The sequence below is a fragment of the Lapidilactobacillus dextrinicus DSM 20335 genome, assembly GCF_001436095.1.
GTDB classification, from domain to species: Bacteria; Bacillota; Bacilli; order Lactobacillales; family Lactobacillaceae; genus Lapidilactobacillus; species Lapidilactobacillus dextrinicus.
Genome location: NZ_AYYK01000014.1, coordinates 1 through 17,236, shown reverse-complemented (window position 1 = coordinate 17,236; position 17,236 = coordinate 1). Strand labels below are relative to the sequence as shown.

At 35.3% G+C, this 17,236-nt stretch carries 18 protein-coding genes; 14 read left to right on the top strand and 4 right to left on the bottom strand.

From position 1 onward, the window contains the following. Window positions 1–111: 111 nt before the first annotated feature. Both FC84_RS06640 and FC84_RS06635 read right to left on the bottom strand, forming a co-directional pair. Entirely contained in the window at window positions 112–321 is a 210-nt protein-coding gene (locus FC84_RS06640; protein ID WP_057757069.1) for a helix-turn-helix domain-containing protein, read from the bottom strand. Between the two features lie 12 nt (window positions 322–333). After that, window positions 334–930 carry a DUF2975 domain-containing protein gene (locus tag FC84_RS06635; protein ID WP_057757067.1) on the bottom strand — a complete coding sequence of 199 codons (597 nt, stop codon included), beginning with the start codon at window positions 928–930 and terminating at the stop codon, window positions 334–336. Window positions 931–1,323: 393 nt separating this feature from the next. Between FC84_RS06635 and FC84_RS06630 the strand changes: the two genes are divergently transcribed. From FC84_RS06630 to FC84_RS06570, 14 genes are all read left to right on the top strand, one after another. Beyond that, a complete protein-coding gene (locus tag FC84_RS06630) occupies window positions 1,324–3,909 on the top strand; it encodes a sigma 54-interacting transcriptional regulator (RefSeq protein ID WP_057757065.1) in 2,586 nt (861 codons plus the stop codon). Window positions 3,910–4,036: 127 nt separating this feature from the next. After that, window positions 4,037–4,495, top strand: a complete 459-nt coding sequence (locus tag FC84_RS06625; RefSeq protein ID WP_057757063.1) for a PTS sugar transporter subunit IIA — start codon at window positions 4,037–4,039, stop codon at window positions 4,493–4,495. Next, the gene (locus FC84_RS06620) at window positions 4,488–4,985 is read left to right on the top strand and encodes a PTS sugar transporter subunit IIB (protein WP_057757062.1); all 498 of its coding nucleotides are present in this window, start codon (window positions 4,488–4,490) and stop codon (window positions 4,983–4,985) included. Before FC84_RS06625 ends, FC84_RS06620 begins: the two co-directional genes overlap by 8 nt. A gap of 18 nt (window positions 4,986–5,003) precedes the next feature. Next, window positions 5,004–5,816, top strand: a complete 813-nt coding sequence (locus FC84_RS06615; protein ID WP_057757059.1) for a PTS mannose/fructose/sorbose/N-acetylgalactosamine transporter subunit IIC — start codon at window positions 5,004–5,006, stop codon at window positions 5,814–5,816. Next, the gene (locus tag FC84_RS06610; RefSeq protein ID WP_057757056.1) at window positions 5,813–6,634 is read left to right on the top strand and encodes a PTS system mannose/fructose/sorbose family transporter subunit IID; all 822 of its coding nucleotides are present in this window, start codon (window positions 5,813–5,815) and stop codon (window positions 6,632–6,634) included. The genes FC84_RS06615 and FC84_RS06610 overlap by 4 nt, the downstream gene beginning before the upstream one ends. A gap of 1 nt (window position 6,635) precedes the next feature. Next, window positions 6,636–8,753 carry a hypothetical protein gene (locus FC84_RS06605; RefSeq protein WP_057757054.1) on the top strand — a complete coding sequence of 706 codons (2,118 nt, stop codon included), beginning with the start codon at window positions 6,636–6,638 and terminating at the stop codon, window positions 8,751–8,753. Next, window positions 8,737–9,855 carry a glycoside hydrolase family 172 protein gene (locus FC84_RS06600; protein WP_057757052.1) on the top strand — a complete coding sequence of 373 codons (1,119 nt, stop codon included), beginning with the start codon at window positions 8,737–8,739 and terminating at the stop codon, window positions 9,853–9,855. The genes FC84_RS06605 and FC84_RS06600 overlap by 17 nt, the downstream gene beginning before the upstream one ends. 23 nt (window positions 9,856–9,878) lie before the next feature. Further along, window positions 9,879–11,183: an RNA polymerase factor sigma-54 gene (gene rpoN, locus FC84_RS06595; RefSeq protein ID WP_057757050.1), complete on the top strand. Its 1,305-nt coding sequence runs from the start codon at window positions 9,879–9,881 to the stop codon at window positions 11,181–11,183. A gap of 13 nt (window positions 11,184–11,196) precedes the next feature. Next, the gene (gene scrK / locus FC84_RS06590) at window positions 11,197–12,084 is read left to right on the top strand and encodes a fructokinase ScrK (protein WP_057757048.1); all 888 of its coding nucleotides are present in this window, start codon (window positions 11,197–11,199) and stop codon (window positions 12,082–12,084) included. A 234-nt stretch (window positions 12,085–12,318) separates the two neighbouring features. Then, complete coding sequence (locus FC84_RS06585) at window positions 12,319–12,762, top strand: DUF3290 domain-containing protein (RefSeq protein WP_057757046.1); 444 nt, start codon at window positions 12,319–12,321, stop codon at window positions 12,760–12,762. 10 nt (window positions 12,763–12,772) lie between these two features. After that, window positions 12,773–13,408, top strand: coding sequence for a DUF421 domain-containing protein (locus FC84_RS06580; protein WP_057757044.1), 636 nt, complete (start codon window positions 12,773–12,775; stop codon window positions 13,406–13,408). Between the two features lie 69 nt (window positions 13,409–13,477). Then, complete coding sequence (locus FC84_RS06575; RefSeq protein ID WP_201780885.1) at window positions 13,478–13,993, top strand: GNAT family N-acetyltransferase; 516 nt, start codon at window positions 13,478–13,480, stop codon at window positions 13,991–13,993. A gap of 465 nt (window positions 13,994–14,458) precedes the next feature. Beyond that, entirely contained in the window at window positions 14,459–14,614 is a 156-nt protein-coding gene (locus FC84_RS08990) for a hypothetical protein (protein WP_157051858.1), read from the top strand. Window positions 14,615–14,622: 8 nt separating this feature from the next. After that, a complete protein-coding gene (locus tag FC84_RS06570; protein ID WP_057757042.1) occupies window positions 14,623–15,621 on the top strand; it encodes a peptide MFS transporter in 999 nt (332 codons plus the stop codon). On the opposite strand, the gene FC84_RS06565 is transcribed toward FC84_RS06570, so the two are convergent. Continuing rightward, entirely contained in the window at window positions 15,611–16,285 is a 675-nt protein-coding gene (locus tag FC84_RS06565) for a DUF421 domain-containing protein (protein WP_057757040.1), read from the bottom strand. The two genes, FC84_RS06570 and FC84_RS06565, sit on opposite strands and share 11 nt — an antisense overlap. Before the next feature lie 106 nt (window positions 16,286–16,391). Then, a complete protein-coding gene (locus tag FC84_RS06560; RefSeq protein ID WP_057757039.1) occupies window positions 16,392–17,102 on the bottom strand; it encodes an MgtC/SapB family protein in 711 nt (236 codons plus the stop codon). Window positions 17,103–17,236: the final 134 nt, after the last annotated feature.

The window sequence follows — 17,236 nt, the reverse complement described above, 5'->3', positions numbered from 1 at the left end:
TACTTTTTTCGAAAGTGCTTTTATATATCTGTATCAAATTATAACTTCAGTTCCTAGATATTCATTCTTTTTCTAACTAATTATTTGTATACGCTAAGTGTTTCTAATAGACTATTCTGAAATCTCTTCATACTTCAAAATATCTCCAGGCTGACATTGCAAAACTTGGCAAATCTTTTCAAGTGTATTAAATCTTATCCCACGGGCTTTTCCCGTTTTTAAAATGGAGAGATTAGCTGGTGTGATGTCAATTGCTTTTGCAAGTTGAGCTGAAGTCATTTTACGATCTAATAGCATGTGATCTAGCTTAATAACAATCATACTTACTCCTTTTTATATCATGCTGTCATTATCTTCTTGTAGGGCTACACCATGCTTAAGAACGATGTAAAACACCCAAGATACAATTAACAAAATAAAGATAATAAAGCTAGAAAAATTAAATTGTAGCGGTTGGGTTTCGCCAATCTGATGATAACCGATATAAGTAATAAAAAACGACACGGCATATAAAATGATTTGAACAATACCAAGATGAATGATGTGGCTGAAGGAGTGAATGTTAGCAGCAATAAAGTATTCTTCCGACCTTATATTTTTCAATATTTTAATTAAGAAATTAAAGATTAGAAGATACCCCATCAACACGATGATGCTTATTACCGTAATACTAAAAAGTAACCAAACTGGTATGTTTCTGGGAATCGTTGATTTAATTATTCCAACAGAATTAATAGAGTTTTGAGGACCAATAGGCATGAAGCTTAAATATTTACCATTTGAATTGTTTAATAACCTGGCTCTAATTAAGGTTGCGAAGATTAATGGATCTAGGACGATTGCTACTCCAAGTAAAATTTCACCAATTCTCACTAGTAAAAGAGAAAGATTAATGAAAAAATTGGACATCTTTGATTGATTAACTAACATAACTTTTGACCCTCCTAGTTCGTATCATGTGTGCTCATTGTTATCGTAATACGATAATTATATATTGTAAAACAATAATAAGATTCTATTCACTAGTTAAATAACGGTATATGAAATGAGCATATTAAAAATAAATATTGAAAGAAAGTAACTGATTTTTAGGTGATAATAAAGCATAAATGTTCAGAATTTATTAGTTGAAAATAAACCGAAATTATTAATATAAATATTTGTTTTAGATCCTTTTATTAACAATTAGGGAGATAATTTTCTTTGCTTGTTATTTAGACACTATTATTCTGTGTCTAAAAACAGTACTGTGACGGTATTAGACAGATTGAAAACTTTATGATAACATTCACTATGAATTAGCAGAATAGGAGTTGAGAACCAATGAATGCCCAGGAGCGTGTTCTCGAAAGACTTAAAAAACTTTGTAATGATGGAAAGACAGTAACTGCACAACAACTTGCTGAGGATTTAAAAATTTCACGACAAAATGTTAGCCATTATTTGAATGAACTATTAAAAAAACAACTCGTTCAAAAACAAAATACTCGTCCTGTACTTTGGATGATAAGTTCGAATAAAAGTTATGCTACTAATTTTGGAACTTTTTCAGATATTATTGGTTCAGATGGTAGTCTAAGAAATGCTATAGAGCAATGTATTTCTGCTGTTAATTATCCACCTAATGGTCTCAGCCTGTTAATTCAGGGGGCTTCCGGTTCTGGAAAAAGTTTTCTGGCAAAAAAAATAGCTGATTATGCGATGCAAAATGGAAATATTGAAGATGATGCACCATTCATAACATTAAATTGTGCTGATTATGCCGACAATCCAGAATTATTATCATCTACTCTATTTGGATATAAACGTGGTGCATTTACTGGTGCTGAGCGAGATAAGAAAGGGTTGCTTGCTGCTGCTAATCATGGTTTTTTGTTTTTAGATGAAGTTCATCGCTTATCAAGTGAAAATCAAGAAAAATTATTTTTATTTATGGATTCCGGACGTTATCGACCGATTGGCGAAAATAATGAATGGTCGCAGGCAAATGTGAGGTTAATATTTGCAACAACGGAAAATATTAATAAATATTTCTTAGAGACCTTTTTACGAAGAATTGATGTGAAAATTGTTTTACCAACATTTGCTAACCGGCCTATTAATGAAAGATTAGAGTTGATTAGGTTGTTCTTTTTAAATGAGGCACATCGATTAAAAAGAAACATAAGTGTAAAAGGTTCGGCATTAGCACTACTCGCTAATTGTGATGATCGTGGCAACGTTGGCAAGGTTAAAAGTGTAATCAAACTTGCATGTGCACGATCTTTTAGTTTGAAAGATGAACCAATATTACAAGTAAATGAAATTCAAATTTCTAATGATCTCGATGTTAGTAATAAGAATTATGATCAACAGTTGCCGGATCTACTTGTTGACCCTAATTGCAACGAAGATATAAAAGTAGTTAGCAGTAATACTAATCAACTAGCAAGAAATTTAATCAATCATTATTGTAACGAATCATCATTAAGTAGAATGAGTTCCTTAACACAAAAATTATTGGTGGCTCTACAGTCGACACAACAACTAACGCAAACACAACTATTTATTCAAAAGATTACTGCTGCAAAATGGAAGATGTTAATTAGTAAACGTTATGGCATAGTCAAAGTTGACACTATGGGAGAAGCAATAGGTAATTTGGTAGTAACGAATTTTCAGATTTCTAATAAGGCAGCTGAAGCAAAGCATCAGCTGGGCGTTGAATTTCCGCGCAGTGCTTACCTTGCACAGAAATTCGTAGCTAGTTTAGATGGATTAACGATAGAGCAAACAAACTTTATTTCTTCAGTAGTAACAGTTGTACTTGCAGGATATGTACAAGAAAAAATGCCTGTCAAAGGTCTTTTAATCGCACATGGTGAAAGAACAGCAAGTAGTATAGGCGCTGTTGTAAATCAGCTTTGTGGCAACTATATTTTTGAGGCTATTGATATGCCAATTGATAGTGATGTTAAAGAGACTGTTGATTTAACTCGTCAATATATAGATGCTCAGGTTCATGCGGAAAACCTAGTTCTAATTGTTGATATGGGTTCTTTGAATCAGCTGTATTCCCAAATTAAGAATGATTTACAGGGTGAACTACTGATTGTTAATAATTTGACAACTTCAATTGCGTTAGATATTGGCATAAAAATGCAATCTAGTACTGCATTTGAAAAAATCGCAAGTGATACTGAAAAGAACTATCGCATTAATGTCCAATATTTTGACGGTTTTGCAAAAAAATCCAATATTATTATATCTTGTATGTCAGGACTAGGAATTTCAGAAAAGTTAAAAGAGATTTTTCAGGAGTATTTAGGTAATCAAATCGACATCTACACAAAAGATTATCGTTCTTTACGAGAATTAATTAAACAAAACGACAATGATTATTTTGCTAAAACTAAATTAGTCATTACAACTTCTGCGCTCCCAAGACCGTTTAATATTCCATATATTAATATCTATGACATTCTTGATCCTAAGGGCACTAATCACCTCGCAGATACGTTAAAGGATGAGCTAAGCCCAGGACAGTTTAATTCATTGATAAGTGAATTAGTTAGATTCTTTTCAATTGAGGGAGTTGCTGATCGCCTCAATTTTTTAAACCCCCAGTTAGTAATCAATGAGGTTGAGACGGTTGTCTCGAAGTACGAAACAATTTTTAAGCTATCTTTAACTGGAACGGTAAAGTTAAATTTATATATGCATATTGCATTAATGATGGAACGTCTTTTTTTGTCTAGAAATGAATCTTCTGAAGATGAGATTAAAATACATGGTAAAAAGGAAGAGGACTTTTTTATTGTCTCTAATAGTATTTTTCAACCGATGGAGATGAAGTATCATTTTAAAGTTAATAGCTATGAGATTTCCTTACTATTTGAAATACTACAGCCATTTATCGAAGAATCATAATGTGATAGTGTCTAGAAATGATTTTTTCTTTCTAGACACTATTTTTATAGTGTTAATAAATACGATAACACAGGCTTTTTTTAGTTTGGCACGTTATATGCTTATATATTGACGAGGAGGAAATAATTTGAAAAAAATACTTATTGCGTCTCATGGACGGCTTGCTGAGGGAATGCTCAGCACATTGAATATTATTGCGGGAGATACGACTAATATTACAACAGCCAGTGGTTATGTAGAAGGTCATGATATAAAAAAAGAAGTTGATTTATTTATTGATAGCTTAAGTAAAACTGATGAAACAATTATTTTTACTGATTTGTATGGTGGCAGTGTTAATCAATATATTACCGAGAAAGCAGCAACTTGCCATTATCCAATTAATATTATTAGTGGCTTTAACGCACCTCTTGTTTTATCAATTGCGTTATTACCCGATCCAATTAGTAAAAGTGACATTGAATCACAGATTTTACAAGCTAGAGATGGTATGAAACTTGTCGAAATTCAAAATCCATTGATAGAAGAACATGATGAAGAATTAGATTTTTTTGAGACCCACGATAAGGAGAATGAACATGATTAAATCATTAAGAATTGATGAGCGCTTGATCCATGGACAAGTTGCCATGACTTGGACCAAAACATTACATCTAAATGGGTTAGTGGTTGCAGATGACGCGGCAGCTTCCAATGAAATTCAAAAGATGACTTTGAAAATGGCAGCACCTTCCGATATTCATACCATTATTAAAACAGTTGATGGGGCAATTAAACTTTTGCAAAATCCTAAAGCTGCAAATATGAATCTAATGGTCATTACACCCACAGTAAAGGATGCAGTGAAACTTGCAAAAGCCTTTCCAAACGAGTTTGAAATGGTGAATGTGGGTAATGCTGGAAAGATGAGTCATACGGACGAAAAGAAACATTTAATTACCAAAGAAACATTATTAACAGACGAAGAAATTAAATATTTGCATGAATTGGTAGAGTTATATCCCGATACCTTTTTCCAAGGTACCCCAGTAATGGAAAAAAAGATGGCTAGCGCAGTTCTTAAGGATATTAATTAAATAAGGAGATGAATCGAAATGTATGATGCATTTGTAGTCGCTATTGCGGTATTCGTAGGTGTAGCTTTTCATGAATTATTTGGTATGGCAATGTTTAGTCGCCCCATTGTTGTTGCACCACTAGCTGGCTTATTAATGGGAGATTTTGCGACCGGTTTAAAGGTTGGCGCCTCACTCGAAGCAATTTTTATGGGCGTTGTCAACATTGGAATTTCTAGCTCTGCCGAACCTGCATTAGCAGCTGGCTTAGCAACTGCTTTTAGTATTAAAATGGGTGGCAATATTGGTGCTATTGTACCTATTGTTTTCCCATTAGCAGTGTTGGGATTACAGTTAATGAATATGATTTTCTCATTTGTGTGTGGTCCATGGGCTTCGAAGTTCTTTAAATATGCAAAAGAGGGGGATGGCAAAAAGATTACTCGTCTTCACTTTACGATGTGGTTTGTTCATTATGGTATTTATGCCTTGATTCCATTTTTTGCAGTTTTATTTGGTTCTGATGTCGTAAAGAGTGTTCTAAATAGTATTCCTGATGTCATTATGAATGGTTTAACAGTTGCCGGAAATCTTTTACCAGCAGTAGGTATGGCGATGTTACTGAGAATGTTGTGGCGTAGTGATCTATCTGTTTATTTCTTCCTTGGCATTGTTATGATGGCCTACTTTAAATTGCCACTAATTGCTATTGCAGTAATCGGCGCTATTATTGCCATTATTGTTGCACAAAATGATTTACAGTTTAAAAAGTTAAAAGAATCAACACCACTTACATCTACAACGAACAACGTTACTTTAGAGGAGCAAGAAGAGGAGGATTTCTTCGAATGAAAATTGGGGAAAACATCAATAAAGACGAAAAAAAATTAATTCGTAAAATGTTTTGGCGTTCTGGGTCAATGTACGCTTCTGTCAACCCAGTAACTATGGGTGGTGGTGGATTTGCATATTCAATGCTGCCATTTATTAATCATTTTTACAAAGATAAAAAAGAGCGCGCTGAAGCACTTGAGCGACATACTCAGTATTTTTCAACAACAATTCCATTTTCTTCGTTTGTTATGGGAATAGCTGCTTCTATGGAAAAAGAAAATTCGCAAAATCCTGATTTTGATGTGGATAGTATTAATGCGATTAAAACAAGTTTGATGGGTCCGCTGGCAGGAATAGGTGATTCTCTATTTTGGGGTGTTTGGCGTGTCGTTTGTGCAGGAATTGCCATTACGATGGCTAAACAGGGCAGCTTCCTCGCACCAATTCTATTCTTATTAATGTTTAATATTCCTAATTACTTAACGCGCTATTATGGTGGTATTCTTGGATATTCATTAGGATCAAAATATATTCAAAAATTATATGCCAACGGTTTAATCGAAGTATTAACCAAGGCAGCAAGTATCTTAGGCTTAATTATGGTTGGGGCTATGACTGTCAGCATGGTGATCTTCAAGTCTAAGTTACATTTAACCATGGGCGGTAAAGAGATTATGAATGTTCAATCTGTGTTGGATACAATTTTTAAGGGATTGGTACCAATGCTTGTTACATTGGGCTGTGCTAAATTACTTGAGAAAAAAGTTGGCGTTATCACAATGATTTTTGGAATTGTTGTCGTTGGTATTTTGTTATCATTGCTTGGAATCGCGTAATATGAAATTTATTGAAAAAATGCTGAAGGCGCAGATTGCGCCTTTTAGTCATATAGGCGTTAAAAATGGTGAATCCTATACGTTAAATACTTCCAGCTATTATGCCCAAGATTTAACTGAAAATGATTTATTTTTTGATGTAGGTAATCAAAAATCTTTGGCCAATTTTAGACCGAATGGTTCTATTGAATGTTTGACCTTCTATCAAGGAAATTGGCGTACAGAAGAAAAGCCCGGTGTATGGGTTAATAAAGGGATAAGACAAACTAAAGATATTACGTTCTCTTTAAATGTGAATGGCAGAGTTTACCTGTTGGCGAAAGCTGATCACGATAGAGATATTGATGTTGTTAATGATGTTATGACTAGAATACAACATTATTATCATGAGTTATCTGTAACTGAGTTACCGTTCTGTCCAATTCTTGAAGATAATACTAGATTAAGTATGTGTATCGTTCCTTTCTTCGTTAAAAATATATCGGCAAATGTACTTCACGTGGCGTTAAATGAACCACCGTTATTTCGGTCTAAATATTCTGATCAACAGAATATAAATATTATTTTGAAGAAATCAACCTTAACACTTCAACCTGGTGAATCTGGCGTGTTGTCTTTAGCGTTAGTAGATCCATCTTGTACAAATGATTTAATACTTTTCAAGCAAAATGATGATATCGTGTGGTTGAAGCAAACTTATATGTATTACAGTAATTTCTTTACGAATTTAAAAATGAAGCAAACCGAATTAACTCATATGGTTCGTCGTGCTGCGTATCAGTCGCTTCTTTCATTAGCAATGGATGCCAGTGGAAAAATAGTTGGCAGTAATTGGGGCAGCTTTCCTGCAACATCGCGCATATGGAATAAAGATATGTATTATGCATGTTTACCTACTGTATGGATGGACAAGGAATTATGTCAAAAATCAATCCTTTGGTTCGATACTTTTGGTGTTAAACAAGTTGGCAGTAAGTTTCACGGTGGTGTAATGCATTCAATTGGTAATACGTTGTCAGCTGCATTATTATCTGGTCTTTACTTTCAATATAATGATGATCTAAATTTTTTTAGAGCGCATTCAGAGCTAGTTGATCATATGGTTTCATTAGTGAGATTAATATTGTCCAAACGTCCTAATCAGGATCATGCACTTTGTCATTCTGATTGGGTTAGCGATGCATATGCGTTGGGAGACTTTCACACAGGATCAAATATTTGCTTATGGAGCGCAATAAATGGTTTACTCCCAATCTTAACATCACTTGGTAGATATTCAGAAGTCGAGTATTTCCAAACAATTTCTAAAAATATAAAAAATGAAATTGATAATTTTTTAACTGTTTCAGGAAAATTTGGCAAACAGTGGCTTGAAGGACGAAATATCCATGGGGATTATCATGCCAGCTCTACTTTACAATACGAAAAGCCAATACAGGATCAAGGACTAATCTTTTTAAACTATATGATTCATAATCATCAGATAGATTTGATGATGCATGATGGGGAAGAATCAGATACAACACTCGCCCCCATTTATAACTTTGTAAAATTAGATAATTCTGTGTATCGTGCAACTATGAAATTTACCGGCAGTGTTCATAACCCAACTTATGTTTCCAAAATTGATGGAATTTCATGGGGAGAAGAATCAGGTGCAACATTTCCTGGATTTATAAGTATTATGATGGGTCATTCCGATGATGGTCAGCTTAACGCTCAACTGAACAAGCTGGTTAATTTAACTGATTTAGACGGCTCATGGTGGTGGTGGCCATATCCATTAAATCCAAGTAGAAAAGAAGTTGTACGAAATCTTGGCTGTGGGAAATGTGGCTGGGCTTCAGGAATGTTTATTTCCCTTATGATTACTCAATTATTAGGCGTTTCACGAAAAAATAATATGATTTCTGTTCATCCAACGATTGATTGTTTTTCTTGGGAGAATATTCCGATAGGATCAGATAGGATAAGTTTGACTGTAACGCCATCGAGTATTGAAGTGGTAAACGTAGGTGTTCAAAATATTACTTTATTTTGCCAAGGACAAAAAAAGAAATTAGCAGTTGGAAAAGTAATCAGCTATGAAAGGAAAATAAATAATGGGATTATTAAGTGATATCACGCAATACCACAAACAGGATACAAGGGCAATTACACCAGAGAATCCAACTGGTGAAAAAGGAAAAGCCGCTATGCTAAATAGTGAATTAGGAGAATCGAGAAAAGGGCGTGCGGCAATCCCTTTAAAAATGGGAGTTGAGACAACGCTAGCAGATATAAATGGATCGGGAATAATTCAACATCTTTGGATGACCGTTCGAGATACGACAGAATTTGGTAGTTTTATTTTGAGAGATTTAGTTCTCAGAATTTATTGGGATAATGAAGAAAAACCTGCAGTAGAGTCACCGCTTGGTGATTTCTTTTGTAATGGTTTTGGTGAACGTTGTGACGTTAATTCACTACCAATAGTTGTCAATCCGACAGGAGGATTCAATTCTTATTTCGAGATGCCTTTTAGAAAACATGCTCGAATCACGATAGAAAATCAACATCTAAAAGATTTGACATCCTTTTTTTATACTGTTAACTATGCTTTGGAAGATAATTTACCGGAGAATATAATGTATTTCCACGCTCAGTGGCGTCGAGAAAGAATCACGACTTATCAGAAAGATTACAAATTACTAGATAATGTCCAAGGCCCGGGTTATTATATTGGTACTTATCTGGCCTTAACCTGTTTAGAGAGATATTGGTGGGGCGAAGGTGAGTTTAAATTTTATTTTGATGGCGATTCTGACTTTCCAACTATAACTTCGACCGGAACTGAGGACTATTTTGGTGGTGCTTGGGCATTCCATGAATATGATGATTACGGACGCCCCCGAGCAAAAAATTACTGTACACCATTCTTAGGATATCCATTCCAATCAAATCGCGATGCGACTCGAGATCGTTTTGAAACGGGTAAGTTGAATGCAGTACATGCCTTCGGTGATGATGGGTTACCTAGACATGGCTTATATCGATGGCACTTGCAAGATCCGATTGTTTTTGATAAAGAATTGACAGTTACTTTACAACAAATTGGAAACGATGATGTTAAGTTATTTGAACGTCAAGATGATGTTGCCAGTGTGGCATATTGGTATACAATGTCACCAATTGGTATTAGTGAGCCATTACCAAATCGTAAAGAGAGATTACCAAGATAATGTAATTAAGGAGGAGAAAATCAATGGAACATCAACAGTTAGGCTTTTCGCAAAAACAACAGCAAAAACTAAAATTGTCACAAACTATGCGGCAGTCAATTATGATGTTACAGCTGGATACTCCTGACTTAATTCATTACTTAAAGACGCAAAGCTTAGAAAATCCATTCATGGAAGTGCGGACAGCATTCGATCACCTTACGCCCCATTCAATTGGAATGCCTCAGTATTTTGATTATGCAAATAGATGTGAAAATAATTTGTATGATTATTTACTTGAACAAATTACTTTTATGACTTGGTCGATAAATATTAAAAAAGTAGTTCGATATTTAATTACTCAGCTCGAACCTACTGGCTATTTAACTATTAGTAATGAAGTTATGATGAACGAACAACATATTTCGGAGACTGATGCACAAAAAGCACGAAAGTTACTTCAGCAATTAGATCCACCGGGTGTTGGTGCTTCAACTTTACAAGAATGCTTGTTGATACAAGCTAGTGAAAGTAACAGTAAATATGCAGCATTAGCTGAAAAGATAATTAAGGATAGTTTTTCTCAATTGCTTGAACATCATACTGATGAGCTTCAAGAGCTATTGAAGTTAACTAAGAATGAAGTTGATTCCTCTTTAAGGTTAATCAGATCATTTTATGCAACACCTGGAGAATTATTTGGCAAAAGCCAGGTTAACTACGTTATTCCTGAATTAGTAATGAAAGTTAAACACGATAAAATCAGTTTAACGCTAACACGGTATGGGAAACCTGAATTATTATTTGCTGCTGAAAGTTTTAAACAATTTCAAAAACATCAAGAAAAAGATATTCAAGAATATCTGCGCCTGAAAAAAGATAATTTTTTATCCGTTAAAGCAGCACTTGAACAGCGACAAGCTACTTTGGTATTAATATCAAAACAATTAATACATCATCAGGCTGATTACTTACGTGGTTACAGTGAATTTCCACGACCACTGTTACTTAATGAAGTTGCACATGAGCTTCATATTAATGAATCAACCGTTAGTAGAGCTATTCACGGAGTCTATATGGAAACCCCCGTCGGCGTGATTCCCTTGAAGGCGTTATTTGCCCGCTACAGTAATGGTAAAGGGAACAAATCCGTTGAAGAACTAATGCTAACGATTAAGGATTTGGTAACAAAAGAATCAAAAACATCGCCATTAACCGATGAAGATCTAGCAGGTCAACTTTGTGAACATGGTTTTGATGTTGCTCGTCGTACAGTTGCAAAGTATAGAATAAAAATGGGAATTCCAAGTACAAGGCAAAGAAGAAAACAGAAAAATAATAATCAATAACGGAGTGACTGTGATGTTATATGGATCAATTGAAGCAGGTGGGACTAAATTTGTTTGCGCTGTTGGTAATGAGGACTTTCAAACTCAAAATCAAGTTCAGTTTCCCACAACAACACCAGAGGAGACTTTAAAAAGAGTAATTGCTTACTTTAATAATTTTGATTTGGCCGCAATTGGGATAGCATCATTTGGACCAATTGAAATTCGTCCAAATAATGAAAAGTATGGCTATATTACGAATACGCCAAAATTAGCGTGGCAAGATACTGACTTTGTAGGTATCATACGTCGTACATTGAATGTTCCAATTGCTTGGACAACGGATGTCAATGGTTCAGCATACGGTGAATTTGTTTACGCTAATCAACAAGGAAAGCCACTTAAGAGTCTGGTATATTACACTATTGGTACTGGTGTAGGTGCAGGAGTAATTGATAATGGAAATTTTGTAGGCACCTTAGGACATCCAGAAATGGGACATGTATTTGTTAAACGTCATCCGGATGATATGTCATTTAAAGGAATTTGTCCTTTTCACAATGACTGTTTAGAAGGTTTGGTCGCAGGTCCTACCTTTGAAGCACGTACGGGTAAAAACGGCCGAGATGTTCCAGCAACGGATCCTATTTGGCAAATTATGGCATATTATACTGCTCAGGCTGCAGTTCAAACAACACTGACACTACGACCAAATAAAATAATTTTTGGTGGTGGCGTTGCTAATGAGTCCTTTTTAAATCAAGTCCGAACTGAATTTGATGCGTTGCTAAATAATTATGTTCCAACACCAATATTGACGGATTATTTAACAGTTCCCGCTATTGCAAACAACGGTTCTGCAACTATTGGTAATTTTGCTCTAGCTCAAAATAAGTATAAAAACAGTATTAATGAATTGTAGTATCATTATGTGTTAGCTATAATGACTAAAATAATTACGGATTGATGAAGTTGCCCTATAATTTTTAGATTAGGGGTTAATCATGAGTGGTTCTGTTAAATTATAGTGTTATTTTTAGTACCGCCAATACTTAAATGTTGGCGGCTTTTTTATATTCTAGGTGCATCTTTAGGGACGTTTTTTGACATATAGTATAATAACTTTAAGACTAATCAGATTTTTTGGAGGGCTGTCATGACTTTTTATGGTATTCATTATTTAGAAGCACAGTCGAATATTACGGATTATTTGAAGTACTTTATGATTTTTGGTTCATTGATTGTCTTAGTTATATTTTTTAGTTTGTATTTACGACATCGGATTCAAACCAAGTATCGTGACTTGAGTATTATTTTTTTATTGCTTTTATTATTTGCTTTGGGCGTGCAGTATTCGGATTATCGATCCAATCAGGCTCAACATTCCCAATCATCGCAAATGGTAAATTTTGTCCGCAATGTTGCTGCAGATAAACAGATTAACAACAAAGAAGTTTTGGTGAATGCCACACAGCTAGCAGATGGTGTCATTGTTAAAATTAAAGATGATTATTATAAGGTGAATTTAAGCCAAGATCAAAGTTCTTATACACTAAATCGCGCACACCTGATGAATGATCAAATTACCGTCAATAAATAGGAGGGACCACATGCAGTTTTACAGTCCAATTATTATCAAATTTGCATTAGGCATTATTTGTTTGATTGCCCAAATTAATATCATGGGCAAAGGTAACTTAGCACCATCATCAGCCATGGATCAGGTCCAGAATTATGTTTTGGGTGGTATTATTGGCGGTGTCATTTACAATGATTCTATTACTGTTTTACAGTTCATTTTAGTTTTAATTATCTGGACGTTGCTGGTTTTAATTTTGAAATTTGCTAAGGAACATAATCGCTATGTTAAAGTGATCGTTGATGGGCAACCAGTAACTTTAATTCAAGATGGACGCTTAGATGTTAGTGAATGTTTAAAAAGTGGTATTTCTGCCAACGAATTAATGTTTAAACTGCGGGCTAATGGTATTTATGAAATTCAAAATGTTAAGCGTGCGATTCTTGAACAAAACGGCCAATTAACTTTAATCGAGTTTGGCGATGAGAATATTAAATATCCGATTATTGTCGACGGACAGGCTAATTTTGATGTTCTGGAATTAATTCATCATGATGAAGCTTGGTTAGAACAGCAAGCTAACGCCCAAGGTTTCAGCAAGATTAGTGATATTTATTTAGGCGAGTATATTTCTGGTCAAGTTAATTTGTATGGTTATGCGAAATAAAAACCGTCGTTAGTTACTTTTAAACAACAGTCGCATTATTTACGTAATCTAGGAGGACCATAATTGAAAATTCTTGAGACACCGCGTTTGATTTTACGAGAAATGACACTTGATGATGACACTGATCTTTGCAAAATGTTGCAAGATCCAGAGGTGATGTATGCTTATGCCCATTCTTTTTCGGATGAAGAAGTTCGTACCTGGCTAAATAATCAGCTGCGTCGCTACAACGAAGATGGTTTTGGTCTCTGGGCTGTCGTATTAAAAGAAACCAATGAAATGATCGGTCAGTGTGGTTTAACTCGGCAAGAGTTCTTTGAACCAGTTGTTGAAGTGGGCTATTTATTTCAAAAACAATATTGGCATCAAGGTTATGCCATTGAAGCAGCAGAGGCCTGTAAACATTATGCATTTGAGCAATTAGCGCTTAACGAAGTTTGGTCAATTATTCGCGATACTAATTATGCCTCAATGAATGTTGCCATCCGTAACGGCATGCTGGTTCGCGGTCGTAAAATTAAGCATTATTACGGACTAGATATGCCGCATTATGGCTTTTCGGTGAAGCGTGAAGTTGATTTATAGTTTGGCTTGTAAGGATCAATAAGAATTTCAAAGAAAAGCATGAATGATACTTCGCGAATAAAAAAGTATTTTTTTGAGTTTTAAAAATGATTAAAGCCTTTTTTAGAAAATTAAAAAATAGGCTTATTTTCTCATTTTTTACATTGTATAATTGGAAATATTCATTGGAGGTCACGCACATGTTAATGATTTCGTCAACCACAATTGAATAGTTATTATTGGCTTAGCTATTTTAGCAAGCGTCCGTAGCAATATTAAGATACGGACGCCATGCAGACAACGTTCGTGTCTATTAGCTGGCCTTATTGGCGTGCACCCTAATAGATATGTTTATCAAATCTATTAGGTTAAGTCTAATCTCGGCTGAAATTATTATTCCTAGACTTTTACAATACCTTTTTGGATTTGACCGTTGTTTACGGCCAGAGCCAAAAAGGTATTTTTTATTTATTAGGAGGATTTAAGTTGGAAGGCAAATTAAGTAGTGAGAACGGTACGGCTAAGGCAATTTTGTATGGTGGAATCTTAATTATGTTAGGACATATTCTGCTAGCAATGCCAATTGGCATGGGGGCTTTGTTTGCTTCCATTGCCTTGATTACTTTAGGGACGGCTTATTAAAGACCAACGTGTCTGAAACAGTCGGTTCGTTATACGCACCTGGTGATTCGCGTCGTGATTCAGGATATAGCATCTTCGTGATGGGGATCAATCTAGGTTCTTTATTGGCACCATTTTTAGTGTCTTATATTGGACAAGCTTACAATTATCATGCCGGTTTTTCATTGGCTGCCTTAGGAATGGCGCTAGGATTAATCGTTTACGTCCACAATTATCAAAAATTACCAGCATTGAGTAAACTGCCTACCGATCCATTGACCCCACAACAACGTCAAAAATTACTCGTGGAAGTAATTCTGGGAATCGGTATCCTAGCGGGGATTCTACTCATTCTCAATGCTTTCCACATTTTGACGGGCAATGGCATTGTTAATACGATTACGATCATCGGTGTCATCTTACCAATTGTTTATTTTGGCATTATGTTTCGTAGTTCTAAGGTTACAGCCACAGAAAAACGTCATTTGCATGCCTATAACTATGTTTTTATTGCTGAAATTGTCTTTTGTATGGTATTGGAACAGGCAACAGTTGTTTTAACGCTCTTTGCGCAAAATCAGGTACGACTTAATATTGCTGGCTTTCACTTTCAAAGTGGTCAATTTCAATCGCTAAATCTACTTTTTATTATCATTTATTCGCCATTATTTGCGCTTTTGTGGACACAGTTAGGCAAAAAACAACCCACGGCCGCAGCTAAATTTTCTTGGAGTTTAATTTTTACGGGCGTCGCCTTTATGGTCATGATGTTACCGGTTTGGCTGCATGGCACGCATACCCGCGTTACTTTTCTATGGTTAGTGTTGAGTTGGGGAATTATGGAAATTGGTGAATTACTGATGTCACCAATTAGTTTATCGGTAATTTCTAAGTTGGCGCCACAGGCTTTTAAATCACAAATGATGAGCATGTGGTTTTTAGGTAATGCAGCTGCACAAGCAATCAATACCCAAGTTGTGCAATATTTTACACCACAAAATGAATTAGCCTACCCTTCTAGTGATTAATCTTGATTTTCGTATAAGTTACACCGGCGTCGTCAGTTGAGTCAGCATAAATCCAAAAGGTATCATTGGCGTATTCGACACAGAATAGTGAATCTATATCTGAATAGCCATGGGCAGCCAGGGTTTGGCGAAGCCATTGTTCATCTTGATTAATAATTTTTAAAGCGTAGGCACGGATTTGTCCACAATCAATTAAAATTTGTGAAAAATCATCCTTCTTCGATGTTGTATAACTAATTTGACCATTGGGCTCGATAATAATTTCATCTAGTGTGTGGATTCCGGTGACACCTTTGTTGCGCAGTAATGATTCAATGGCCTTGCTATCGGTATTAACTTTACGAAACATTTCAGGATATAGATGGCCATCTCTCATTAAGAAGATTGGTTGTCCATCAATCAGATTTCTAAGTACGCGGTGCGTTCCTTTTAAATACCGAATTGATAATAGAATTCCCAACCATATCAAGACGAAGACGAAAATATCTTTAGGTTTAACGCGTTCATTTAACAAGGTCGTTCCAGAAATTGCACCGATTACTAAGTTACCAATGGTATCAAAAGTGGTCATCGGTGCTAACTTTCTTAGTCCGGATAGACGGTTGTAAAATAAGAGTAAGACAATCGTTACAATCATTTTTTCAAAAACTAACCAGTAATTCATCTCGCCACTCCTTGTTCAGTAAAAGTCCTATCTTCGATTAGCTTGGATGTATTAAATAATCGAATAGGGATATAGGTTCTATTATGCTCACTTTTAGTATTTGTTATTATTCAATAATTTGAATCATCAGGATATCGTCATTATTGGAAAGCTCAAGGATCAGCTTCTCTTCATCGATGTTTTTGGGAACGGTTAAGGTGAACATGATTAAATACTTCCGTTTAGTTTCAACAGTTTCGCGAGTGATTTTTAAATCTAGATTTTCGATTGAAACTTGTCGTTCCTTTAAAAAATCTTGAATATAAGTAATCATTTCTTCACCGTGTTCAACTTCAACTTGTAAACGACGAATTCTTGGCAAGGGAACCAAATATGAAATAACTGCCAAAGCTAATATTATCGCAATAAATCCAGTTATTGCGATGACATAAAGTCCTGATCCTAAAGCAATGCCGACTGCAGCAACAGCCCAGACAGAGGCAGCGGTGGTTAATCCTTTGACCGTCTGTTTTGTCATGATAATCGTACCCGCACCTAAAAAACCAATACCACTAACAATCTGGGCAATAATTCGGGTTTGATCAGCAGTGAGAATTTGTATCAATTTAGGTTGAGCCTGCGCAAAGTCAACCGTTTGCGAGGTAATTTGTTCTTGAATCAGTGCTAATAAAGTCGCTCCAACACAAACCAAAATATGGGTTCGCATTCCTGCAGGTCTGCTCTTGTATTCACGCTCAAAACCAATCGCGCCGCCCATAATAATAGCCATAACTAAACGAATTATAATTTCTAGATAGGTCAGATCATAATGTTGCATCTTGCCGCCTCCGTTATCGTCTGTTTCTTTCAGAATATCATGGAGAAGTGGGGGTAAAGCAATAAAAAAGCGCAGTTAAAGGAACTGCAACTATTTTTTGAAACATATAAATAAAAGCAGCTTTCTACATTAGG